The following is a 23221-nucleotide window of genomic DNA, read 5'->3' as shown; positions in this document are numbered from 1 at the left end:
CAGCCCCTGTTGCTTTCCAGGTAGCACAGAGCGAGTAACTACCGGCTGACGACTACCTTTTCGCTGGTGGTCAACATGTGCCCAGCCTCGTCGACCAACACCGCGTAGTAGATGCCCGGTGACAAGGTGCTGATGTTCAAGGTAGTAGAATGCTGAAAGGCCTGTTGCAGAACCGTCTGGCCCAAGTTATTTAGTAGCCGCACGCGCACTTTTTGGGCAGGGTTAGCCCAGGATATAGTAAGATAGTCCTGGGCGGGAACGGGCGCTATGTGCAAGCGCGTGTCTGCCAGCATGGGCTCCACCGCCACTACGCTACTATAGGTGATGGTGCCATCTTGATCTTCCTGCTGCAAACGGTAGTACAGTTGCGTGGCCGGTGCAGCCCCATCAAGAAAGGAATAGTCGGTGGCAGTAGTGGTAGTGCCGCGGCCAGTTATGGCGTCTAGTGTGCGGAAGCTTTCTGCTCCTACCTGCCGCTGCACATGAAAGCGGGAGTTGCTGTGCTCAGAGGCCGTGCGCCACGTGAGTTGAACGTTGCCAGTTGGCTGCCGTTGGGCCACAAACCGAGTTAGGGTAACGGGCAAAGGCTGGCTAGCACCGGTTACTACTGAAAACGTAGAGGCTTGGCTTAGGGTAACACTGAGTTGGTGGCTAGTTGTGTTGTAGGCAAATTGCTCGACGCCTTCGCCCTCCACCGTGCGCGGGGACTGCGCTAGCGTAAGTAGCAGCGTGGTAGGTTTGCTGGCGTAGCCCTGGTAGCGAGCCAGTCCCGTCTTTTCCCAGCTAATAGTGGCACGGCGGCTGGCCTGCACTACGGTAGCTGCGCCATAGAGGAGGGTAGTACCTTCCTGCAAAAAGAGCTGCGCGAAACCACCAGTCGCATCTACTGAATAAAAATTAACCAAGCCATCAGCTTGGACGGACTCTGGTAGGGCCGAGGTAGTGGAAGTAAGTACCGTATCAGCTTGTGCAAACGCCACATCCGTAAACCCTGATTGAGTAACCAAGCCGGCTGTGGTGGCCGTGCTGGTTGTGCTAATACGTGGCGCTGTAGTGGTATAGGGGTAAAGAGCAGCCAAAAATTGAGTGGTGTTGGCTCCACTTTTTCGTGCCAGCAAGGTAGTATGACTTTCAGGAGTCTCGTAGGTCAGCTCATGGCTGCCCGTGGCGGTATCGTAGGTAGTGGCGTTTCCCGTAGCCGTGACGTGCGCCTGCAAGTGCACCCCATTCTTTAGCCATGTTCCTTCTCCTGCAGCTAGGTTTCCGCTGAAAGTACCCGTGGCAGCCGTGCCGTTTTCCAGACCGTAGCCGTGAAGCTGCCAGGTATACGTGTGCTCACTGGGTGCCGTTATAGCGTCGGTCAGCAGAAAATACGTGTTCCGAACAAACAGCGTCTTACGGATGATAGTAGCTTGCCGGTACGTGGTTTGCACTTCGCCATATGCAAGCTGGGGCGTTTGAAAAGTGTTCTGGATGGACGCTGGGGCATCGTTGGCCGCACCGGTAGTGCCAATGAGCGGACCCGCACCGTCCACCAAGAGCAAGTTGTGGTTGGTGGCATTACCTACCTCGTTGCGTCGGTTATAGCTCAGGTAGCCAGCATCTAGGGCTAGTAACTGGCCGTAAGCATGCAGAATGAAGCTGCTGGCATCGCCTTGGTTATGTCCCCCAGAATTTTCTAGTGCCGCACCATTCTTACCATAAACATGCAGATACGTGGCCAGAGTATCAGCCCCCGAGCGAAAAATCAGGTTTCCGCTTTGGGGTAAGGCTGTAAGAGCTGGTGCCGCCGAAGCCGTAGGCACAACATTGGCGGCCAGGTAGGCTGCCCGCATGTCCACGGTCACGTCGCGCAATTGGGCGGTGAGTGTGGTCAGCTGAGAGGTAGACAGATGGCTGAGGGCTAGCGGACGAACGTAGCGAGGGTTCCCCGTCAAAGCTAACTCCGGCATTCCCATGTCTATGTAGGAGTCTTCCAACGCCGGAAACCGACCATCAGGCATCAGAATGGCGGTTATCCACTCATACAGCCGGTTATAGCGAGCGTCGTAGTACGGGTTTGGAATGCTGCGCGTAGTGTTTCCGTACGTATAGGGTAAGGAGCCGGCAGGTAGAAAGTTGCCCATGGCCCGGAAAAACGGTAGGCAGTTCAGGAAGGCATACTTAAAGTAATAGGGGCCCTCCGCGTATCCAGCCACCGTAGCAGGGTCCGACTGCCGTTTGGCATCCTCCCACAGCACGTTATCGATGTGATACATACCTGCGTTGATCCAGTTACTGGGCTGTCGGTTGGGGTCGGTACTTACGACGTCGTTGAGCACTATAGCCGCCATACCTAACGCCGCTGCCGTCATCAGCGTGTGGTTGTTCTTGACGTTGGCATAGAACCCAACACCCAAAAATGGTCGGTTCGACTGAGCATATAGGTTGCCCGCGAATTCCTGCAGCCGCCCCGTAGCAGCTCCTAGAGTAGTTACGGGTACTCCAGCCCCCCTGAGCAAGTCGTAGGCAATCAAGTAATCTAACAGTTCTTTTGAGCGCCACTGCCATTGGGTGTAAGTAGCACCCGAAAAGCTTGCAAAGGCCTCTACGGCAGTATTGCACGTCTCTAGCGCCGTTTGAGCATGCTGAAGTAGTGCAGTTTGCTCCGCTTCGGAGAGGGGCGTTACTGATCCTACACCTTCAGGTTTGCGGTTCAGTAGCAACACAAAAGCTGCATTTTTTGCAAAAGTGGCGCGGGCTCGTCGCTCATCAGACGTTGCATTACCAGCAGGCAGCGTACCACTCACGCTTGCAAACAGCCCGCTATACAACGTGTAAGCACTACCCGTAGCAACTAGGGAAGCCCTTACTGCTGCAAGATCAGTCTGCCGTAGTAATGTGCGAGGGTGGGAGGTATTTGCTCCACTTGGATTCCAGTCACCAGATTGTGCAAAGCAGTTGGCGCCCATGAACCACACCAATGCTAACAAAAGTAAACGTAGCTGCCGCAAAACTTAATATTAGAATTATACTAAAAATTACCCTCTGCTCTTTCTGATACGGTTCAACTAGTAAATTGTAACAAAGAGTTTCATCGTACGCAGATAAATGATTTTTAGTTAAAAAAAACAAAACTCGATGCTACTTAGGTGTAGCATCGAGTTTTATTAAATTGATTATATGATATTTTATTAATTATTCTTTAGTACTTGGTGCGAGCTGTATGCTGCTCCCACGCTTTGAATCCTGCTGCAGATTCGTCTCGGAGAAGTTCAATCATCGGAATCTGTCGTTCTGCTAGTGGCTTTTCCAGCTCTTTGTAGATGAACTCATCATCAAAGCCTATTGCTGCTGCATCTTGCTTGGTGTTACCATAGAAAACACGCCGGGGGCGGGCCCAATAGATGGCACCTAAGCACATGGGGCACGGTTCGCAGCTGGTATACAGGTCGCAGTCTTCTAGTTGGAAAGTGCCAAGCGTGGCACACGCTTTCCGGATGGCGTCGACTTCGGCGTGGCAGGTCGGGTCGTTGGTGCTGGTAACTTGATTGAAGCCCCGCGCAATTATTTCCCCGTTTCTAACCACTACGGCGCCAAAAGGACCACCATGGCCAGCTTGCATTTTGTCAATAGAAAGGCGAATAGCTTCGCGCATGAAATCAGGGTTAGGAGCATCCATATCGGGTAAGAAGGTAGAGTGAAGCTAAGTGGCCCAATCGGGGCAGTGCAGATTGGGCAAATACTCCGCAAAGTACGACCTCGATCCAGGGACTCAGAAATCAGGCTGAAAAAATCCTTGTCACGGACTCGTATTCTGCTACAACTGTAGCTATGTATTCGGCCTAATTACCAACCAAACAAGTTCTTGACGCCAGAAAGCAGGCAATACAGCAAAACATAAATACTGTTACGGCACAGATAACCTGATCTGTAGCTTTGATTAAAATAGGGAATAGCTTATATTGTCTTATACACTACGGGAGTGGGTGGCATTTTGGGGTAACAACAGATTTTTTTTATCTGCCCTGCAACCTTTAGGTGCCTACCCCGCCTCTTAGTAGTGTAGACACTTTGAACTGTTCAATTGGAACGGCTTTGGTCCTAAGGGCCAGCTTTTTGGCCCAATAGTTGCAAGGCCTAGTTCTGAAAGAATAGTTTTTTAGGTGTTTTGGTTGTGGAAAAGGGGGCGTCGGTTCGACGCCCTTTTTTTATGCGCTTCTCCCTGTAGAAGGACTTTTCTTAGCCAGTTTATCCATAAAGGCACGCGGCGTCGTTTAGCCTACGTTGGAGTTTAGGCACCTAACTAGGGGTACAGTACAATCAAAGCATGTCGATAGTAGCAGTACTAGTGAATGACTTAACAGCTAATTTCAGTAGCCGTTAGCTTGCGAAACATAAGCAAGCGCACTCTGTTTAGGTGCGAAGAAAAGCCCTGCTAACAGGAGTGTAGGGTAGCTAGATGACAATCCGCAACTGGATTTCATCCTCTGCCTGCGCATCATCGGTGGTAAAGACACCTGCTCGACTGGGGCCGTACCCTAGGTTTACCTTTACCCACTCGTTGCGCACTGGTAGGAGACCTAGAATATCATGGCGTAGCGTGCGCAATTCATCCTGCAAATTGTGGAGGCGTTGAAACGCATCATCTCTCTCTTGGTTGTGGCTGCTAGAGTCGGTTGCTGGTGCAGACCCAGGCGTACCAGTGGGCTCAGGCGTCAGTCCGGCGGTAGCGGTGGGTTGGGTTGGAGCAGGGTGGGGCTGCGCATTAGGGTGCGTGTGCAAAGTAGCTGCTGTTGTCGCCTGTTGTATTTCCTTCTCTGTGGCTAGATAGGCCTTGAGTTTTTCTTCAAGCGGTTGCAGAGTAGGATCGAGGTAGTTTAAGTTGCTAGCCATATGCAGGGAGAGATGAGGAAACAGTTCTGTTGCAGAACGCAGCTCCGGCCTGGAAGGATACAAGGCCACTACTTCGCATACGGGCAAAATAAGCAAGTGTACTTACTCAGCCGTGGGGCGAGGCTTATTGCGCTGGCACTTCTCCCCACAGTATTTTACCTCCTCCCAGGAGTTGCGCCATTTTTTTCGGTACTCGAAGGGCCGCCCGCACGTAAGACAAACCTTAGTGGGCAAGTTTCCCTTACCTAGGCGACCGAGATTGGGTGAAGTAGAATTTGGCATGAGGGAGCGGAGGCCAGAATATATTAGACTGTGTACCCTTGCTGTGCATGTTAGGTTGCTGAACTTCGCTCCAAGCGGCTCGCGTGTATCTTTGCGCTATGTCTCGAACTACTTCCTTCTCCTCCGATCCACTGGGCCAGGCGCTGCAAGATTACCAGCGTGGCCACCATAGTGCTACTATCACTGTGCACAGCAATGTAGCGGACGAAGAACCGCTGCCCGCTGCTTATTTCTTTCGCTCCTTATGGGAAATGCCTGAGTTAGAGCGTACCGCCTTGGATGAATGCCGCGGCCGGGTGCTCGACCTAGGAGCCGGGGCTGGCTGTCATTCATTGGAGCTACAGAGCCGCGGTTTTCAAGTGAAAGCCGTGGATATTTCGGCCGGCGCAGTGCAGGTAATGCAGGAGCGGGGCGTGCAAGAAGTAGCCTGCCACGATATCTTTGAGGATGCACTAGGTGCTGAAAAGTACGATACTTTGCTCCTGCTGATGAACGGTATTGGCCTTGCCGGTACTCTCGAAGGGCTAGAGCGGTTTCTTGCTCATGCACGCACCTTACTTGCCCCCGGCGGCCAAATTTTAGCCACCTCTTCCGACATTAGCTACCTGTACGAAGACGAGGATGGGTCTTTGCTGTTCGACTTAAACGGCCCCTACTACGGCGAGGTAGAGTATACCATGCAGTACGGCCAGCAGGAAGGCCACACGTTTCACTGGATTTTTGCCGACGCTAGTATCCTGCAAGACTACGCGGAAGCAGCTGGCTACCAAGTAGAGTTTTTGGGCGAAGACGACCAGCAACAATACCTAGTGCGCCTCACGGTGCAATAAGTAGGCGGTAACGGCTAGGGCTGCTACCATTTCTCGGGCTGATACAGCCTGCGTACTACCTCCCCATCATTCATTGGCAGTGGCCCCGAGGGCTGCATCCTTCCACCTAGTTTGTATGAATCCTTACGAGAGAACCTACACCGTACGTTGGGCCGATATGGACCCCAATGGCCATATGCGCCACTCAGCCTACACCGATTATGCTGCGCAGTTGCGCATCGAGTATCTGTCGGCGCAAGGATTCACGTTGCAAAAGTTTGCCCAGCTTAGCATCGGCCCTATTCTGTTCCGCGAGGATACTCGGTTCCTTAAGGAGATGCACATAAATGAAGCCTTGCGGGTGAATGGGGAGCTAGCTGGTTTGAGCGAAGACGGTTCTCGTTGGCGAATTGTGCACACCCTGTTCAAGGCCGACGGCCGGCCTTCCGCTACAGTTACCGTCGATGGGGCTTGGCTGGACCTACGGGCCCGGAAGCTCATGGTGCCGCCCGCCGAAATTACGGAAGTTATGCGTCAGCTACCGCGCCACGAATCCTACGCTGATATTGTGCGGAATGCTGGGTAGGCGGTAGTCTTTTCCATAAGGAAAGGCCACACTGCCTTAGGTAGTGTGGCCTTTCCTATGTTGTCCCTTTTCGGTATGACGCTACTTCAATGCCCTTGTAATGCGTTCTAGTTGTTTCTGGTGGTGCAATACGTGGTCTAGCATAAAATCTAGGGTCTGATATATCGTGAGCATGCCGGTGCGAGGGTGCTTGAAAATGGCCCGGTTGGTCAATCGGCTCGGGTACTCATTCAGCAAACGCTCCAAACGGCGGCGTACCGCTTCCCATTCAGCCCGTAGCTCCGAGATGGGTGGCGCCTGCTCGGGCATCATCATCGCCAAATAAGACGGGGCTTTAAACCGTGTGAAGGGTAGCCGCAGCAATACTCGCAACAACTTGGACTTCAAGAAGGCAGCAATGCCAGCCTTTTGCAACCCTTCTTCCTGCAGTACCTTCTTCTCAATGTACTGCCCAATCCCCGTTTCTGATAGTACCAAGTGCTGCACTACTTGAGCGGCCGACCACTGCCCCGGCCCCGGCGCTTGGTGCGCTTTGTCGCCGAGGGCAGCTGCCGATGCTAGCAGGCGTTCTGTGGCGTGTTCCAGTTGCTCGAGGCGAAGGTGCAAGCGGTTATTCATGGGTGGGGCAGGTGGGAAAATGCGGGAGTTAGTGTCGAGTAGAAGATATGCAAAAAGCGTGCTCTACTAGTAGGAAGGCGACTACCTAAGAGCACTACACAAGAAAAGCCCCCGGACCAATGTAGTCCCGGGGGCTTTTCTTGCGTGCTACGTGCGCTAGGCTACGCTTACTTCTGCACGTACAGTACTTCTTTCACTGCTTTCACCGTGCGCTCTACGTTGGGCAGAGCAGCATCAATGAGGGTAGGGGCATAGGGCAGTGGCACGTCCATGTTGGTGATGCGGAGTACGGGAGCGTCGAGGTAATCGAAGGCACGGCGTTGCACCATGTACGAAAGCTCCGAGCTGATGCTTGCCAGCGGCCAAGCTTCCTCGACCACTACCATGCGGTTTGTCTTCTTCACCGATTCCACCAGGGTATCGTAGTCGATAGGACGCACGGAACGCAAGTCAATAACTTCGGCGTTGATGCCCTCTTTGGCCAGCTCGTCGGCAGCCGCTAGAGCTACCTTCATCATTTTGCCGAAGCTTACGATAGTTACGGCGTCGCCTTGGCGCACCACGTTGGCTTTGCCAATCGGAATCAGGTACTCTTCCTCAGGCACTTCGCCCTTATCACCATACATCAGCTCCGACTCCATGAAGATAACGGGGTCAGCATCGCGGATGGCAGACTTAAGTAGGCCTTTGGCATCGTACGGGGTAGAAGGCACTACTACCTTCAGGCCGGGCGTATTGGCGTACCAGTTCTCAAAGTTTTGAGAGTGCTGCGAGGACAGCATGCCGGCGTTGCCGGTAGGGCCGCGAAATACAATGGGGCAGGAGTACTGTCCACCCGACATGGAGTAGATTTTAGCCGCTGAGTTAATCACCTGGTCAATAGCCACCAACGAGAAGTTGAAGGTCATGAACTCGATGATGGGTAGCAAGCCATTGGCGGCTGCCCCTACGCCGATACCGGCGAAACCCAGCTCGGCAATCGGCGTGTCAATCACGCGCTCCGGGCCGAATTCGTCGAGCATGCCCTGGCTAACTTTGTAGGCGCCGTTGTACTCGGCTACTTCTTCGCCCATCAGAAATACGCGCGGGTCGCGGCGCATTTCCTCAGACATGGCTTCACGCAGGGCTTCCCGGAATTGGATGGTCCGCATAATCGGTAGGAATGTCGAAAAGATCTGTTCAGAAACAAAAAGCCGGAGGCTATCCGGCGCGTAAAGCTACGACGAGCAGGGCGGATGGGCAAACTAGGAACCGCTAACCTTTCGCAAGGCGGTGCTATTACTTCCTGCCTGCCTCGGGTGCTAGCCTCTCGTAAACGATTGTGCTACGATAATGCACCTGTAGGATACCGCCACTAGGCATTGGGGCAACTCTTACTCTGCCTCCAAACATTTTTAGCTATAGTAGGCAGCACCGGCACAACTCGCAGGGGGGCGCTGGCTACGCAGAAATCAGGAGTTCCATTTGAATGTCGCACCGCTCGTAGGGGGAGGGAGGGCCCGCCACCGTTTTGCGGAAGCCAAGCTTGTGATACAGATTTAGTGCTGGACCTAGTTTTGTGTTGCTCTCCAAATACAAACGGCTGGCTCCTAAGACTTGTGCTTTGGCAATGGCCGCCTCTCCCAGCCGCCACCCGATGCCCAACCCCTGAGCCACAGGCGATACGGCCATCTTGGCAAGCTCGTAGGTGGTAGTATCCATGGGAATAAGGGCGCAAGTGCCCACAATACTGCCTTGGTAGGAGGCTAGTAGAATGTGGCCGCCCCGCTGTATAATGTATTCATCGGGGTGGTCCAAGGCTTTTAAGTCGGTAGGTTCCAGCCGAAAGTAGTGCTCAATCCACTCTACGTTGAGGTGTTTGAAGGCGGGTTGGTACTGCGGCGCGTAGTCTATTATCTGAACCTCGGCTGCAGTCCGTTGGTCTCGAATGGCTTTCACTCGGTTGGTCAGGCTATTGCGCGACAGGGCATACTCCATCTCTCCCATAGCTAGCCATAGGTTATGGCGAGTTTCTGCCAGAAGCTCCTCGGTTGCTTGACGCACATCGGCAGCCTGTTGTTGCAGGGTAGGCCAGAGTGCAGCTCCTTGTGTGGTGAGCGTTACCACACTGCGGCGCAAATCGGCTTCCCCACGCTGTACGTCCACCAATCCGTGCTTAGCTAATTCCTTAATTACTTGGCTTACGGCGGCGTGCGTTTGCCCAATAGACTCTGCTATTTCGCCAACGTGGAGGCCTGGTTTTGTGGCAACCAAATAAAAAACCGGAAACCAGCGGGGCTCACAAGGAACGTGGTACAACGCATACACGTCGGCGGCCTGAGCTGTCATTTGTTCACTAAGTCGACGTAGGCGGCTGCCTAATGCCGCGCTACCTACCTGCTCAAAAAAGTTCATAGCTCTATTTACGTAAGTACTTACAAATATACTTACCTATCTAGAAATCTACACTTATGCCAACTAGAAACTAGAAAACGTGCTTCTGTTTCTGCTACGGTTTCACCTCTGCTTGTGCACCATTGAGAAGGAAGGACATCCAGCGTTACCTTCCGTAGAAACCCCCTACTTCTACGTAGTTACTCACTATGTAGAAGTAGGGGGGGCATAGGTCTGAGCAAAAGAGCTGTTAGCGTAGGGCTTCTAGGAACGGCTTACCCTTGGAGAAATCTCGGAATTCAAGGTCTTCCACCGCTCGGTTTGCAAACGTGCGGTCTAGCTGCACGGCACGGCGTAGGTGCATAGCCACGGCCGGCTCGTTTTGCTGGCGTGCTGCTACTACAGCTAAGCAGTAAGCCAATAATGGGTCGTCGGGGCGGAGGGCTATGGCCTCGTGGTAAATATCAGCCGCGCCCTGGTAGTTGCCTTTGAGCACGTAAATCAGGGCCCGATTCATGATGTTTTGATAGCTCTTGCCACTGTAGCTCAGGCTGCGCAAAGCGTCGTCTAGCTGACCAATTTCAATTTCCAGGGCCGCCTTGTCCGCAAATATCTTGTTGAGGACAGCTTGGGGGCCGCCAAGCTTAATGGCGTAATCATAATTCTGTAGGGCCTCCAGCTTATCGCCAGCACGATGGTAGGCACTGCCTACCCGGTAAAACAGCTCGGCAGTAGGGTTGCGATGGGCCGCTAAGGTAAAGTTAACGGCAGCACGACGCACGTAGGCCTTTTGCACCTTGGGATTTACTTCTTTTTCAGAACGCAGCAACAATACTACCGCCAAGTTGTGGTAGGCCTGCCACATGCCCGTAGTGGCAACGGATGTTTCGTAAATGCGCTGCTTTTCCGCCAGCAGCGGCGTGAGAGTAGCCGAGTAGCGCAACTCTTCCGGCGTGAGGGCGTCCGTTTCGGTCTGTTTCTCAACTATCTTTTTAGATAGCATATAGATTTCCGAATCGTAGCGCTTGGGAGCAGTATAGCGCACGGCCACCGTGCCAAAACGCATAACCGGATAAATGTACTGCTCCAGATAATCGTAGAAGGTGAGGGCATGCAGGCTTTTCTCCTTCTGCGCAAACGTGCCCGGCGTGTCATTAATCAGCAGGAGCACCGAGTCTTGCTGGGCGGGCTTCAGGGCCGACTGCTGCACCTTGTTGAGAAATAAATCCCAGCGACGATGATAGGCCTCCGTCTCAAAATCAATCTGACCGACTTTGTTGAGGTAGGAGTAGGTGTCAACGCGCTTTTTGTAGTACGTAAGCAGGGCTTGTACTCGCTTATCAGCCAAGCGGGCATCATGGCGGTCGAGGGAGTCCGGGGAGTGCCCAGCCACAATCATTACCTTCTCGGTGTGTTGGTTGGCTTCAATAAAGTCTTCTAAGGCCGCCACGTTGGTGCCCAGGTAGTTGCGAATTTCGGCCTTGCCTGCGTCAAAAAAGAAGGGTAGCACCCGCGTGCCGCTCATGTTATTATCGGCAGTTTCCGGGAGTAGGGTGAGCACCGTATCCTGCCGCACCACTAAACGACTGGTGGTTACAATGCCGCGGGCCAGTACAATTTCCTTCCCCTTCACACGCTTACCGTTGGGCTTGGTTTCCCGGGCGTCGGGCAGTGCCAGCAACTCGCCCGGACTTTTGCGAGAGGAATAAGGGAAGGAGAACTGCCGCTTGATAACCAGTTGGTTCTTTTTTTCCTCGTCGTACACGTATTCACCCGAGACAAACGTGAGCCGGCCTACTGTGTCTTCTCGCAAGCCATTGTCGTACCGGTAGGTGAGGCCTATGTTGTACGCAGCTCCCTTTTTCACGTGGTTGGCAGGAACCTTAGCTGTTACCTCAAACAGTACGTTTTCGCCGTTGCTTTCCAGCACAGCTGGTTCCACCAGTAGCTGCTGCCCAGCTTGCGCCGATTTCAGTACTTTGGATAGGGGCGAACACGCAGGCAGCCCCCCGGCTACGCCGATAAGAACACCTAAGAAAGAACAGCGGGACAACAGATTTCTCATGCACGAATGGAATACGCGGGGCGGAATTTCGGACTACAAACGGAAAACTCTGCTGCACCGACGTATCTTGCGGTGCGTTTCTATCGTAAGTGCTTGATGCACGCCACGATTTATCGTATTTTGAACACAGGTTAGCCAACCCGGGCAGCTTCAACTTCAGCAGATATGAAACGACTAACCGACTTTATCGAAAAGCAGAGCTTCGGTGTCTGCAACGCTGTGGGCAACCGCTTGGGCTTCTCCAGCAGCAGTGTACGGCTATCATTTGTGTATGCGTCGTTTTTCACGTTTGGCTCACCCATCGTGCTATATTTTGCCTTAGCCTTCTGGATGAACGTGCGCCGGGCTATGCGTCGGCAGCGTAGCACCGTATGGGACTTGTAAAGTAATTAAAGATGCAGTCACGACTAGTGATTGACGCGCATTGTGGTTCTTCTCACGCAGTATCAACGGTCTTTATGGTCGCTAGAAAAGCCCTGGCTGAGCCAGGGCTTTCTTATTAATGAGTGCCATTGTAATCGCTTTCGGCAGGGTGCACAGCGCAGAACATAAAGCAGGCCTCTTGTAGCAACCTATGTTAGTTGCCTCTGGGGTAAGTCAGTGAACCGGTGCTTGCCTTGCCCGAAATAGGCCCACACAAGGCTTCCTTGGTATACCCCGGGGCGCTGCGCAGTGCGCAAACGGGGAGGGTGCGTTCGACGGCGCTTGCGCCAATAAGCCAGCTTTAAAAAGAAATGCCAGTGAGCCCGGGCAATAGCCTGAAAGTCGGCCAGGGAGCCTTGCATAAGCAGGCGCGCCGCCGCTACCCAGTCGAGAATAATCCGGGTAGGTAACACGCTGGCTAACTCTCCGGCCGGCGTATTCATGAACACCAGCGCCAACCCATTGCGAAAGTTGAGGTAGGTTTTGCGTGGGTTTGACTTGTGTAAGGTGCCACCACCTACGTGGTATACCATAGCGCCACCATAATACCATACCTCAAATCCTGCGTTCCAAAGCCGCCAGCACAGGTCAATTTCTTCCATGTGGGCGAAGAAGGCGGGTTCTAGTCCACCCAACTCGTGCCAGACTCTGGCCCGTACCAACATGCAGGCCCCGGTAGCCCAAGCTACCGGACGTGCGTCGTCGTATTGGTGGGCATCGGGTTCGAGCGTGTCGAAGAGGCGACCCCGGCAGAAAGGATAGCCTAGGCGGTCGAGGTAGCCACCACCGGCCCCAGCATATTCAAATGCCTGTCGGCGCTTCGGGTTTTCCTCGTACTGACAAATTTTGGGCTGACAGGCCGCAATACGTGGGTTCCGCTCTAATAGCTCACGTTGGGGCCGCAGCCAGCCCGCCGTTACTTCCACGTCGGAGTTCAGCAGCACGTAGTAGCGGAAGCGGCCCAGACTAGTGGCTTGCACTGTTGCGAGGGCCTGGTTGTAGCCCTCGCAAAAACCCAGATTGCTGCTGTTCTGAACAAGCTGCACCTGCGGAAATTCTCGACCTAGGAAGGCTACGGAATCGTCGGTAGAAGCATTATCGGCCACGATAACCTGCGCACCGTCGGAATAGGCTAGTACTGATGGCAGAAACTTCTGCAAAAAAGCCCGGCCGTTCCAGTTCAGAATTACAACGGCAACGTCTTGGCAAATACCAGCGCTGGTATCAGAGGCCAAAGCCACCAAGATCGAGGCCAGGAATGTTGGGAATGAGGCCGGATGTTTTGTTTTTCAGTTCTTCCTTGGCCTTATCACCGGCTTCTTCCATCACTTTATTTACGGCTGCTACTACCAAATCAGCTAGCATGTCGCGATCCTGGGGCTGCAGCAGGGTTTCGTCTATTTCCAGCTTAAGCAAGCGGCGGTGACCATTAGCAGTAGCCCGCACCAAACCACCACCCGACTCGGCAGTAGCAGTAATGTGTTGGAGTTCGTTTTGGGCCTGCTTCATCTTTTCCTGAAGCTCTTTCATTTTGCCCATCATGCCCATCATATCAAACATATAGCGGGGTGCTGCGCGGCAGCGTCAAAAGTAAACGGTGAAAAAAGTTTGTGGGAGTGCTGAAGTAGCTGCCCCCGCCCATTAGCCACGCCTAGCATACGCTATTCCAGCTCTGGGTTGCGCAAATATCCAAAATTAGCTTCCTTCTCCGCAAAAGAAGGCCTGCTAGATTGAGGCCTCATGAGGCCCCGCCGCAGACTAAGGTAGGCTAACCAACTAGCGCACAATGGTAACGCTACCGTGCTGAACCACGCGCCGGCCAGCCTGGTCAGTGGACTCGTAGCGCCACGCGTAGGTACCAGGTACGGGGGAGGCAGTGCCAATGCGGCCATCCCAAGATTGAGTACGTGAGGTGCTCTGAAATACCTGCTGGCCGTTGCGGTCGATGATGGTGAAACGGAAGTTGTCGAGGTAGCGGCCCTTCAGTTCCAGCACATCATTCAGGCCGTCGCCATTGGGAGAGAAGGCCGTGGGAACAAACAGCTTTACTTGCCGCGCTACGGTAGCAACGTTGGAGTAGGTGGGGGCATTTAAGCCCTGGCCCGTTGCCTCAATGCGGTAGCGTACCACCTGCTGATTCTGGGGTGGGCTCGTATCAAAAAAGGTGAGCCCGGAGGATACGGCCGTACTGCTCAGCACGGCATTGCTTGCTGAAAGGCTAATGACGCGGTAGGAGAGGGTAGAAGTCGCCCCACTTTGGAAAGCCGTCCAATTGAGCTGGATGTTGGTGCCCTCTTCATTGGTAGCCGTGGCCGTCAGCACCACGGGGCAAACTGGGGTGCTGGTGGCCGAGCGGTTGCCGCAGGCATCCAGGAACTGCGCAGTATAGCACTGGGCGGCGCTGGGGGTAGGCGTACTCAGTGAATCCCGGAAGGTACGGGTGCTACTGCTGCCGATGGGGGAGCCATTGCGCGCGTAGCTAAGCTGCCCCCCGGTAGGAGCACGAGGCACCTGGGCAGTTAGCTCTACCTGATTGCGAAGGTTGAAGGAGGCCAGCAAACGGGGAGCGGGGGGCGCCACATTAGAAACTGTAGTTGCCCCAGCCTCATTCGATACGGAGATTGTGCTGCCCGTAGCAGCGGCTACACGGTAGCTATAGCTAGTGCCACATACTACGGCAGTATCCTGGTATTGCGTAGTGCCGGGTGGTAATTGAGCAAGCACGCTACCGTTGCGGCTAATGCTAAAGCTGCCCGGTTGGCTAGTTACCCAAGATAATTGATTGCGTCCATTGCCCGAAGTCACTGCCAAGGCCAGGGTGCACACTGACTGGGAGGGAAGAGCCACGCTGGCTGGCTGGCAGATGTCTTGCAAGAGCAGGCGGTAACAACCCGGGAGGGGCGCGTTCGGTAGCGTAAAGCTTGTTGTGCCAACTGGCACCGCCGCTACGGTGCGGTAACCACCCGTGGCCGCCGCGTCGGCTACTTGCAGGCTGTACTGATACTCGGCCGATAACGCGGCGAACTGCGCCTCTAGGCTGCTGCCCTGCACCGTAAGGCGTTGCAGGATAGGTACCTGCGGAGCAGATTTGGGCGTGAAATTCTGGGTGCTAGCAGCCACACAGGCGGCGCCGGTGTAACGGCCCGTTACAGTAACGGTAGCCGGGTTAGCTGCGGGGTAGGTGGCGGGTGTGTTGCGCACGGCTGACACCGGCGTACCGGAGCCAATCTGCACGGTGTACTGATCGTAATTGGTGTCCGTGATTATCACTTGCACCAGTCCGGGTGTGCACACAGCCACGGTAAAAGTGGGCTGGGGAGCCGCTTTTACCTCGTAGGTGCGCGCAAAAATAAGCCCTGACTGACCAGGCTGCGGGTTCTGAGTGTTCTGCGTGATGACTACTTGACCCGGGGTAGTAGGCGTGTAGAAGGTAGTAGTATCCGTAAAACCACTGCACACAATAGTAGCCCCCTTTTGGTAGTACACCTGGGCTGGGTTAAGGCGGCGGCCACTGGCGTCCTTAAGGCGTACCGTTTTACCCACGCAGAGCACTTGCAGGGGTTCTCGGCCGCCAGGCTCATACACCTGAAAGTCGGCACCAGAATTTGGGGTAGCAAAGCAAATTTGGGCCTGCGCTACTGATCCTACGCCCGGCAACAAGACCAGTAGGGGTAGCAGCACCAGTAAAAAGTTCTTCAACATACCTATAGAACGAAAGCCGTAGTCAGTTGCGTTTGCGAAACCCTTAAAATAGCAGGCAATGCAGCTATGCGCCCCGATCACCAACGTGCAGACGTGGCGAAGCACCTAGGAGTGTACCAGCAATGTGACTAGATTTCTTCCCAATGGTGGTCGCGTACGAATGCTGCCGCTGCGTGCAGATCCGGGTATAATACGCGGTCTTGGTGCAGGAACGGTATTTTCTCGCGGAAGGCTGTTGCCACTTGCTCCAAGGTCGCCGAGGGGCGGGCTGGCCGGCGAAAATCGAGGGCCTGCACCGCGTTTAGGAGTTCAATACCCAGTAGCTGCTCCACGTTTTGTACTACCCGCAGGGCCTTTGTTGCCGCATTGGCGCCCATGCTCACGTGGTCTTCTTGGCCGTTGCTGCTGACTACACTATCGACGGATGCGGGCGTACAAAGCTGCTTGTTTTGGCTGACAATACCGGCGGCCGTGTACTGTGGAATCATGAGTCCAGAGTGCAAGCCCGGCTCAGCTACCAGGAAGGGCGGCAAGCCCCGTTGCCCCCCAATGAGCTGGGTGGTGCGCTGCTGAGAGATACTACCAATTTCGGCCGTTGCAATGGCCAGCATATCGAGTGCTAGCGCCAACGGCTGCCCATGGAAGTTGCCTCCGCTCAGGATAATATCCTCGTCGGAGAAGATAGTGGGGTTATCAGTTACGGCGTTGCACTCGGTTTCTACTACCTGCTGTACGTAGGCCACGGCGTCGCGGGAGGCACCGTGCACCTGGGGCATGCACCGGAAAGAATAGGGGTCTTGCACGGCGGTCTTGGGTTGCTGCTGCAATTCACTACCCTCTAGCAGCGCCCGAATCCGGGCCGCTACCGTCAGCTGCCCGGCGTGGGGTCGGATGCGGTGCAGGCGCGCATCAAACGGCTCAGCTCGTCCGTCAAAGGCTTCCAAGGACAAGGTGCCAATAACATCGGCGGCGGCAAGTAGGCGGCGCACGCGCAGCAGGCTGTGAACGGCGTACGCCAGCATGAACTGGGTGCCGTTCAGCAGGGCTAGTCCTTCCTTGGCTTCCAGCGTGAGGGGCTCCCAGCTAAACAGGCTCATTGCGTCGGCGGCGGCTAGGCGGTATCCTTCATATAGTACTTCGCCCAAGCCTAGCAATGGCAAGCACAGGTGCGCCAAAGGGGCCAAGTCGCCGCTAGCGCCCAACGACCCCTGCTGGTACACTACCGGTAGCATACCGCGGTTATAAAAATCAAGCAGGCGTTGTACGGTGCGCAGTTGTACGCCGCTGTGGCCGTAGCTCAAGCTCTGCGCTTTTAAAAGCAACATCAGCCGCACTAGCTCGCCAGGAACCTCTTCACCCGTGCCGCAGGCGTGCGACATCAGCAAGTTGGCTTGCAGCTGGCCCCGGTCGGCGGCCGAAACGGTTTTGTTGCACAAGGCTCCGAAACCCGTATTGATACCATATATCGGAGCGTCGGACGTGGCCAGTCGGGCGTGCAGGTACTGGTAACAGCTGCTAATGCGCTGGCGGGCCTCTTCACTCAGCACCACGCGGGCCTTAGTGCGTACCAGGTGGTCGAGGGTGGTAAGGTCTAAGTGAGTAGAAGGGGTAAGAGCAAAGTCAGCAGCCATGGAGAATAGGAGGGTGGGGCGGCTGGGTGGAGCCGGGTGAACAAGCAAAAGTGAGCTTTTCTGCCCGAATCAGAAAACAGAACGTCCTGCTAGCCTAGCAGAAAGCCCTAGCCTTGCCAAACGGTAGCTCAGTCGGTGGGAAGCAGGCTGGCGCTACTGCATGAAAGGTGGCCTCTACCAGCGTAGCAGGACGTGTACTTCAGTATTTCTTAGTTGCTTAGCGGGCTAGCTCCGCCAGTACCTCCTCCAGCGACATGGTGCGTTCCTCGCCGGTGCTCAACTTCTTGAGCTTAAACTGGCTAGCCACGCGTTCCTCTGAGCCCTGCAGCAACACGTAGGGAATGCCTTTTTGATCGGCGTACTGAAACTGCTTCTTGAGCTTGCCCGCTTCAGGGAACAGCTCGCTCGGGATGCCCGCGGCGCGTAGCTGCCGGAGCACGGGCAGCACGGCCACCTCACTTTCGGCATCGAAGTTAGCAATCAGGCACTGGGTTGTGGTCGCCACCGCCTCGGGGAACAGCTTCAATTCTTCTAGGCAGTCGTAGAGCCGGTCTACCCCGAATGAGAAGCCTACCCCCGACACGCCCGGCAACCCGAAGGCGCCCGTGAGGTTGTCGTAGCGGCCGCCGCCGCTCACGCTACCCATGTTCACGTTGTTGATCTTGATTTCGAAGATGCAGCCAGTGTAGTAGCTTAGTCCGCGGGCCAGGGTCACGTCAAACTCCAGGTTCTGCCACTTAGCAAACTCAAAGCTGCGCAGATAATCGAGTACCTGACGTAAATCCTGCAGGCCTTTGTAGCCGCTAGCGTTATCGGGCTCCACACCAGCCGTAGCAAAGGCAGCCAGCAGGCGCTCTATCTTCTCTTCGAAGTCGCCACCCACGCTTAGGAGGTCGAAAAGGCGCTCGGTAGCTTCCGCTGAGAACCCCCGCCCAAGTAGTTCTTTCTCTACGCCCTCGCGCCCAATTTTATCGAGCTTGTCGATGGCCGTAAAGAGGTCTACTTCGGTTCCTTCTCCACCCAGGGCTTGATAAAATGCGCCCAACACACGCCGGTGGTTGATTTTGATGGTGTGGTCAGTGAGGCCCAGCGTGGTCAGTACTTCTGACATCATCAGCACAATTTCTGCCTCGCACAGCAGCGAGTTGGTACCTACCACGTCGGCGTCGCACTGATAAAATTCTCGGTAGCGGCCGCGCTGCGGGCGGTCGGCGCGCCACACTGGCTGAATCTGGTAGCGCTTGAAGGGGAACACCAGGGTATTCCGGTTCATCACTACGTAACGGGCAAACGGCACCGTGAGGTCGTAGCGCAGGCCCTTCTCGGCTACTTTGGGCAATAGGCGTTTGCTGCGGTTGTCGGCGCTGAGGTCATCGGCGGTTACGTCCTTCGCAAAGTCACCGGAGTTCAGCACTTTGAACAGAAGCTGGTCTCCTTCTTCGCCGTACTTGCCTGTCAGTACCGATAGGTTTTCGAGAGTAGGAGTTTCGAGCGGAGCGTAGCCGAACTTCTCAAATACGCGGCGGATGACGCCAAAAATATAGTTGCGGCGGGCCACTACGGCCGGGCCGAAGTCGCGGGTGCCGCGTGGGATGCTGGGGCTCTGTGCGCTCATTGCGGAAAGTCAGGATGCGTAATACGGCCGCAAAATTCGCGGTTTACAACGGATTTTCCGGAATGCATCTTCTATGACCACCAAATTGGCGTTGCTACTTCCCTTAGCTCAAGGAAGTACTACCTAGTAGCGCGCCCGATTACGGTTTTCGCTGAAGTCTATTTCCTGGATAGCATCCAGCAAGGAAGGAACCAACAAGGGTTGAGAGGCCGCGTCTAAATACAGGAAGTGGTGCTGAGCCGGCTGGGGGACGTGGCACAGAATTAGGCGACGGTCCTGGGCATGCAGCATGAACGCGTAGGCCAGTAACAAGTCGATAGCTTCGTCCGACAACGTGTCCACCAAACTCAGGTCTACGAGGATGGCGCCTTTCTCACTGCGACTGGCGCGGTGCAAGGCACGTGTAAGCTTTACCTCATCCGAAGAAGACGTGTCTGGCGACAAGATTAATAGGAACCCATTAGGCAGCATTTCCCGGTGCACATCCAACATAGCGTAACGGTATGTATGAGGGGGTAAAGTTCTGTATAATACCGGTAAAAGAAATCATTATGTTTTGCGGAAAAAGCAGAAAAAATAGGATTATGCGCCAAGGTTGAATAATTTAATACTAAGCAATAGGATAGGAATATGGTAAAATTGTAAGTAAGCTGAACAAGAAGTTTTAGATATAGTTAATGAGCACGGCGAATTTGAAATAGGACAGAAGCAGCAAGCGGAGCCTTAAGAGCCGCCCGAATGCCAGCTTGGCGCAGGGCGTGGTTGGTCCAGTCGTTGCAGGTGCGCAAGGCGTGGTAGCGGCCCTGACTGCGGAAGAAAAAGTCGTGGGAGGTGTAGCCGGTAGCCTGCCGGAGCTGGTACTGCTTGAGCGTATCGAGTTGAAACGACTGGCGCACGTAGCTGGCTAGGTGGCGGTACTCCTCGGGGGAAATGCGGAGCGGTACTACCCGGGCCCCAGAGTCGGGCGCAGCTGGGTAGAATCCCACGTGCATCAGGGTGCGCGAGGGAAACAGCGCCCCCACCACGGCTTTGGGGCCAGGAAACTTGCCCCCCATTGAGCCCAAATAAAATCCCTCATTACCCCAGCCAAATGCTACGTACTGGTGGCGGCCAAACCGCGTGTTAAAGGTGGGTTGATTTAGCTCAGTTAGCCAGTACGTGCCGGTGCGATGCTCGCGCAGGGGAAGCACCACGTCGGTATGAAAGCCGTTGGAAACTACAAACACGGGTACCCCATCCGGCGTTTGTCGAAACTTGCGGTTTACAGGCACCAGCGTTCCGGTAAGCAAAAACATGATTAGGGCCACGAAAGCCGACATACACAGGCGCAAAAACAGGTGGCGAGGTTGAAGAGGCATACACGGGTGGCCATAAGGCACCGACCATACCGTTGATACTAGTGCTAGGCCGGGGGTAACCCGCTCTTGCAAATGCGACGAAGGGGATGCCAGAACCTGCTGGCATCCCCTTCGTCAATTATCTGTATTGGCTACTAAGTATTCAGGCTAGCCGCCGAACCCGCCGCCCCCACCTTGGGGCTGGTTCTCAATTTTCTTAGGAGGCTTGTTGGAGCCCAGATACCAAGAGAAGCCCAGGTAGCCCACGCGCGATTCCCACTTGTTATAATACGTAGCCCGGAAATTCTCGGTGAACGACTCAGTACGATTGCGCTGGGTGTTGAACAGATCCGATACGCGCAGGGTAACGGCGGCGCGGTCGTTGAACAGGCGCTGGCGCAGGGCCACGTCCACGGAGCCCACCGGGGCAATCCGACCTTGAGCCGTTACGGCGGCGGCGCGGTAGTTACCCGTTAGTTGCAGGTCTAGCTTGGGCGTAGGAGTGAAGGAGTTCATGAGGCGGGCCGTGCCCGACACTACCCGGCGGTTAGCTTCGTTGCCGGTAGCAGCCGTGACGGTGTTCTGAAAAAGCGAGCCGCTCGCTGTGAGGCGCCACCATTTAGCCAGGGGCTGGTTCAGCGACATTTCGGCGCCGTAGCTGGTAGCCTGCCCGAAGTTGTCGTTGTACTGGGCCGTAATAACAGCCCCGGCCCCGTAAAGGCGAGTAGCAGTGGTGTCTACCCGCACCAGGCGCTGAATGGCGTTATTGATTTGGCGGTAAAACAGCGTGGACGTGATGGAGGCTTGCCCCAGCGTGATTTGGTGCCCAAGCTCAAACGCATTCACATATTCCGGCCGTAGGGTAGGGTCGCCGATGCGGTAGGTGCGTTGGTCTTGGTAGAGCGGGAAAGCCAGCAACTGCATAAAGTTGGGCCGGTTGAGGCGCCGCGAGTAGCTTACTTGCACCCGCTGGTCGGCGCTGGGTAGGGTGCGGGCTACCGTAGCAGAAGGGAACAGGTTGAGGTATTCAAGTTGGAAAGGGCCGGTGCCATTGAGCACTTCTCCGCTTGTGTTGGTGTACTCCGCCCGCAGGCCACCTTGCATGCGCCACTTTCCTATTTCGTGTTGGTAGGTAGCGTAGCCTGCCTGGGTGTACTCCTTGAAGGTATACTGGTAGGAGCGGTCGGGAAGGCGGTCAAACCCTGGCCCATCAGACTGCTGGCGCAGGAAATCGTCGGTGCCGCTGTTGGTTTGGTACTGGCCTTTCAGGCCTACATCGAAGCGGGCCTTTTCGCCCAGCGGGTGCACGTAATCTACCTGTCCGTTCACCGCATCAAGGTCAACGTGCAACAGCTGGCGCCATTCCATTAGGTCGGCGGTGCCTTCGGTGTTGCGCTGGGCTATTACAAGGTCGGCATTCAGGTAGGTGTAGTTTGCGCTGGCCGTCAGTTCCCGGCCCTTGTGCTCATCCCAGGTGCGGCGGTAGTCGATGGAGGAGTCGATGTTGTCAACATCCTCCGTTACGCCAAACGTGCTGCCGATACGGGCGTTGGTGGCCCCGCTAAGCGTAGCCAGCTGGGTTCCGGTATTATAGCCGCGGTTCATGTTCGGCTCCACTGTCAGCGTCAGGCTTTGGTTGGCTGGTAAGGTGTAGTCGAACCCAAAGCGCCCACTGTAGTTCTTGCTGTGGCGCAAGTTATTGCCGGTTTGGTACGTGCGTAGGTCTTGGTTTTCCAGGGTTGTGTATTGGTCACTCCACATGCGGCTCCGGTACTGGTCGTTGCGCAGGTCAAGAGAGCCAAACATGTTTAGCTTGCCCGTGCGGCGGTTGAGGCTCAGACTGGTGTTGTACTTGTCGCGGGTGCCCACATTCGCCACCGCTTGGCCGTTCCAGCCATCCTTTTTCTGCTTTTTCAGAATGATGTTGAGCACGCCCCCCGCGCCAGCAGCATCATAGCGGGCCGAGGGGTTGGTGACTACCTCCACCCGCTCAATGGCGCTGGCCGGGATTTGCTCTAATCGGTTGCCACCCGCACCGCTGTTGGCAGCGTTGCTGGGTTTGCCATCAATGAGAATAGTAATGTTCGAGGAACCACGCATGCTCACGGTTCCGTCGGCGGCTACGGTTACTGAGGGCACATTCTGGAGCACATTCACTGCTGTGCCGCCCACGGTGCTCAGGTCTTTTTCTACATTGATAACCTTTTTATCAAGGCTTTCTTGCACGGCAGCCCGTTCGCCCTGCACCGTTACGCCGCTAAGTTGGGTGGCGGTAGGCGCGAGTTTGAGCTTGCCCAACTGCATAGTGGGCGCCGCTGTAGTTAGCGTAACTGAGCGGCGTAGGCCCTGGTAGCCAATGGCCGAAGCCTTCACTAAGTAGGAGCCCAGGCCCAGCTTTTCCAGGGCAAACCCTCCATTTTCGCCCGTGGCGGTACCCGCTACAAAGGTAGAATCCTGAGCGCGGAGTACTACCACGTTGGCAAACGGAACGGGTTGATTATTAGCTTGATCGAGCAGGATTCCGCTTACAGCGCCAGTAGGCTGCTGCTGTGCCGTGGCGGCTAGCGGAGAGAGCATAGCGAGGAACCCCAGGCCTTGGAGGGCCCGGCCGAAAGGCAGGAAGGAAGTCATCGGGAAGAGTGAAGAAGTGGAATATTCGGGCAAAGCGAAGCCATGTCCGGAGGCCGCGGTTCCTCGGGATGCTCGTTGCAGAAACGTAAGTAGAAAAGTGGGCCGCACTACGGGCCCTACCCACCGCCAGCTACCTATGGTCTGGCAGCATATGTGCTGCCTCGGCCTCAGAAGCCCCACGCCCGGCTGGCGAAGGAGGAGGTGGTGGGCTTCGGTCGCAGCCTGCTGCAGTGCAGGCAGGTGACCGAAGCCGGAGTTCAATCAATCACCGTGA

The 23221-nt window shown here is 55.2% G+C and carries 19 protein-coding genes; 3 read left to right on the top strand and 16 right to left on the bottom strand.

From position 1 onward, the window contains the following. Positions 1-38 precede the first annotated feature (38 nt). From CHB83_RS02885 to CHB83_RS02870, 4 genes are all read right to left on the bottom strand, one after another. On the bottom strand, positions 39-2789 hold the full coding sequence (locus CHB83_RS02885) for a heparinase II/III domain-containing protein (protein WP_179225438.1): 2751 nt from the start codon (positions 2787-2789) through the stop codon (positions 39-41). A 395-nt stretch (positions 2790-3184) separates the two neighbouring features. Beyond that, positions 3185-3661, bottom strand: coding sequence for a nucleoside deaminase (locus CHB83_RS02880; protein ID WP_045688173.1), 477 nt, complete (start codon positions 3659-3661; stop codon positions 3185-3187). 776 nt (positions 3662-4437) lie between these two features. After that, positions 4438-4875, bottom strand: coding sequence for a hypothetical protein (locus CHB83_RS02875; protein ID WP_089331590.1), 438 nt, complete (start codon positions 4873-4875; stop codon positions 4438-4440). Positions 4876-4977: 102 nt separating this feature from the next. Next, positions 4978-5157 (bottom strand): DUF2256 domain-containing protein, encoded by a 180-nt coding sequence (locus CHB83_RS02870; protein WP_072144756.1) that lies wholly within the window; start codon positions 5155-5157, stop codon positions 4978-4980. Between the two features lie 98 nt (positions 5158-5255). Between CHB83_RS02870 and CHB83_RS02865 the strand changes: the two genes are divergently transcribed. Further along, the gene (locus tag CHB83_RS02865) at positions 5256-5987 is read left to right on the top strand and encodes a class I SAM-dependent methyltransferase (RefSeq protein ID WP_089331589.1); all 732 of its coding nucleotides are present in this window, start codon (positions 5256-5258) and stop codon (positions 5985-5987) included. Positions 5988-6102: 115 nt separating this feature from the next. Further along, positions 6103-6552, top strand: coding sequence for an acyl-CoA thioesterase (locus CHB83_RS02860; protein WP_045689062.1), 450 nt, complete (start codon positions 6103-6105; stop codon positions 6550-6552). Between the two features lie 81 nt (positions 6553-6633). Here CHB83_RS02860 and CHB83_RS02855 read toward each other — a convergent pair whose 3' ends face one another. From CHB83_RS02855 to CHB83_RS02840, 4 genes are all read right to left on the bottom strand, one after another. Next, the gene (locus CHB83_RS02855; RefSeq protein ID WP_089331588.1) at positions 6634-7170 is read right to left on the bottom strand and encodes a DinB family protein; all 537 of its coding nucleotides are present in this window, start codon (positions 7168-7170) and stop codon (positions 6634-6636) included. Between the two features lie 167 nt (positions 7171-7337). Beyond that, positions 7338-8321, bottom strand: a complete 984-nt coding sequence (locus CHB83_RS02850; protein WP_089331587.1) for a pyruvate dehydrogenase complex E1 component subunit beta — start codon at positions 8319-8321, stop codon at positions 7338-7340. Positions 8322-8610: 289 nt separating this feature from the next. After that, positions 8611-9564: a bifunctional helix-turn-helix transcriptional regulator/GNAT family N-acetyltransferase gene (locus tag CHB83_RS02845; protein ID WP_089331586.1), complete on the bottom strand. Its 954-nt coding sequence runs from the start codon at positions 9562-9564 to the stop codon at positions 8611-8613. Between the two features lie 229 nt (positions 9565-9793). Then, on the bottom strand, positions 9794-11608 hold the full coding sequence (locus CHB83_RS02840; protein WP_143436974.1) for a tetratricopeptide repeat protein: 1815 nt from the start codon (positions 11606-11608) through the stop codon (positions 9794-9796). A 165-nt stretch (positions 11609-11773) separates the two neighbouring features. Here CHB83_RS02840 and CHB83_RS02835 point away from each other — a divergent pair, with 165 nt between their 5' ends. Continuing rightward, the gene (locus CHB83_RS02835; RefSeq protein WP_089331584.1) at positions 11774-11992 is read left to right on the top strand and encodes a PspC domain-containing protein; all 219 of its coding nucleotides are present in this window, start codon (positions 11774-11776) and stop codon (positions 11990-11992) included. A 188-nt stretch (positions 11993-12180) separates the two neighbouring features. Here CHB83_RS02835 and CHB83_RS02830 read toward each other — a convergent pair whose 3' ends face one another. The 8 genes from CHB83_RS02830 to CHB83_RS02795 form a co-directional block, all read right to left on the bottom strand. Further along, positions 12181-13272, bottom strand: a complete 1092-nt coding sequence (locus CHB83_RS02830) for a glycosyltransferase family 2 protein (RefSeq protein ID WP_245855260.1) — start codon at positions 13270-13272, stop codon at positions 12181-12183. Continuing rightward, a complete protein-coding gene (locus CHB83_RS02825; protein WP_045689066.1) occupies positions 13256-13591 on the bottom strand; it encodes a YbaB/EbfC family nucleoid-associated protein in 336 nt (111 codons plus the stop codon). Before CHB83_RS02825 ends, CHB83_RS02830 begins: the two co-directional genes overlap by 17 nt. Before the next feature lie 216 nt (positions 13592-13807). Continuing rightward, positions 13808-15733 carry a T9SS type B sorting domain-containing protein gene (locus CHB83_RS02820; protein WP_089331583.1) on the bottom strand — a complete coding sequence of 642 codons (1926 nt, stop codon included), beginning with the start codon at positions 15731-15733 and terminating at the stop codon, positions 13808-13810. Between the two features lie 128 nt (positions 15734-15861). Beyond that, positions 15862-17364 carry a histidine ammonia-lyase gene (gene hutH / locus CHB83_RS02815; protein ID WP_089331582.1) on the bottom strand — a complete coding sequence of 501 codons (1503 nt, stop codon included), beginning with the start codon at positions 17362-17364 and terminating at the stop codon, positions 15862-15864. 217 nt (positions 17365-17581) lie between these two features. After that, on the bottom strand, positions 17582-18979 hold the full coding sequence (hisS, locus tag CHB83_RS02810) for a histidine--tRNA ligase (RefSeq protein WP_089331581.1): 1398 nt from the start codon (positions 18977-18979) through the stop codon (positions 17582-17584). 123 nt (positions 18980-19102) lie between these two features. Next, on the bottom strand, positions 19103-19471 hold the full coding sequence (locus tag CHB83_RS02805; protein WP_045689070.1) for a hypothetical protein: 369 nt from the start codon (positions 19469-19471) through the stop codon (positions 19103-19105). Between the two features lie 182 nt (positions 19472-19653). Continuing rightward, positions 19654-20337 (bottom strand): TIGR02117 family protein, encoded by a 684-nt coding sequence (locus tag CHB83_RS02800; protein WP_089331580.1) that lies wholly within the window; start codon positions 20335-20337, stop codon positions 19654-19656. 147 nt (positions 20338-20484) lie between these two features. Then, positions 20485-22947 (bottom strand): outer membrane beta-barrel family protein, encoded by a 2463-nt coding sequence (locus tag CHB83_RS02795; protein ID WP_089331579.1) that lies wholly within the window; start codon positions 22945-22947, stop codon positions 20485-20487. Between the last annotated feature and the right edge of the window lie 274 nt (positions 22948-23221).

Origin of the sequence: Hymenobacter mucosus (assembly GCF_900188255.1) — a bacterium.
GTDB lineage: Bacteria > Bacteroidota > Bacteroidia > Cytophagales > Hymenobacteraceae > Hymenobacter > Hymenobacter mucosus.
This window is presented reverse-complemented; position numbering and strand designations above follow the sequence as displayed.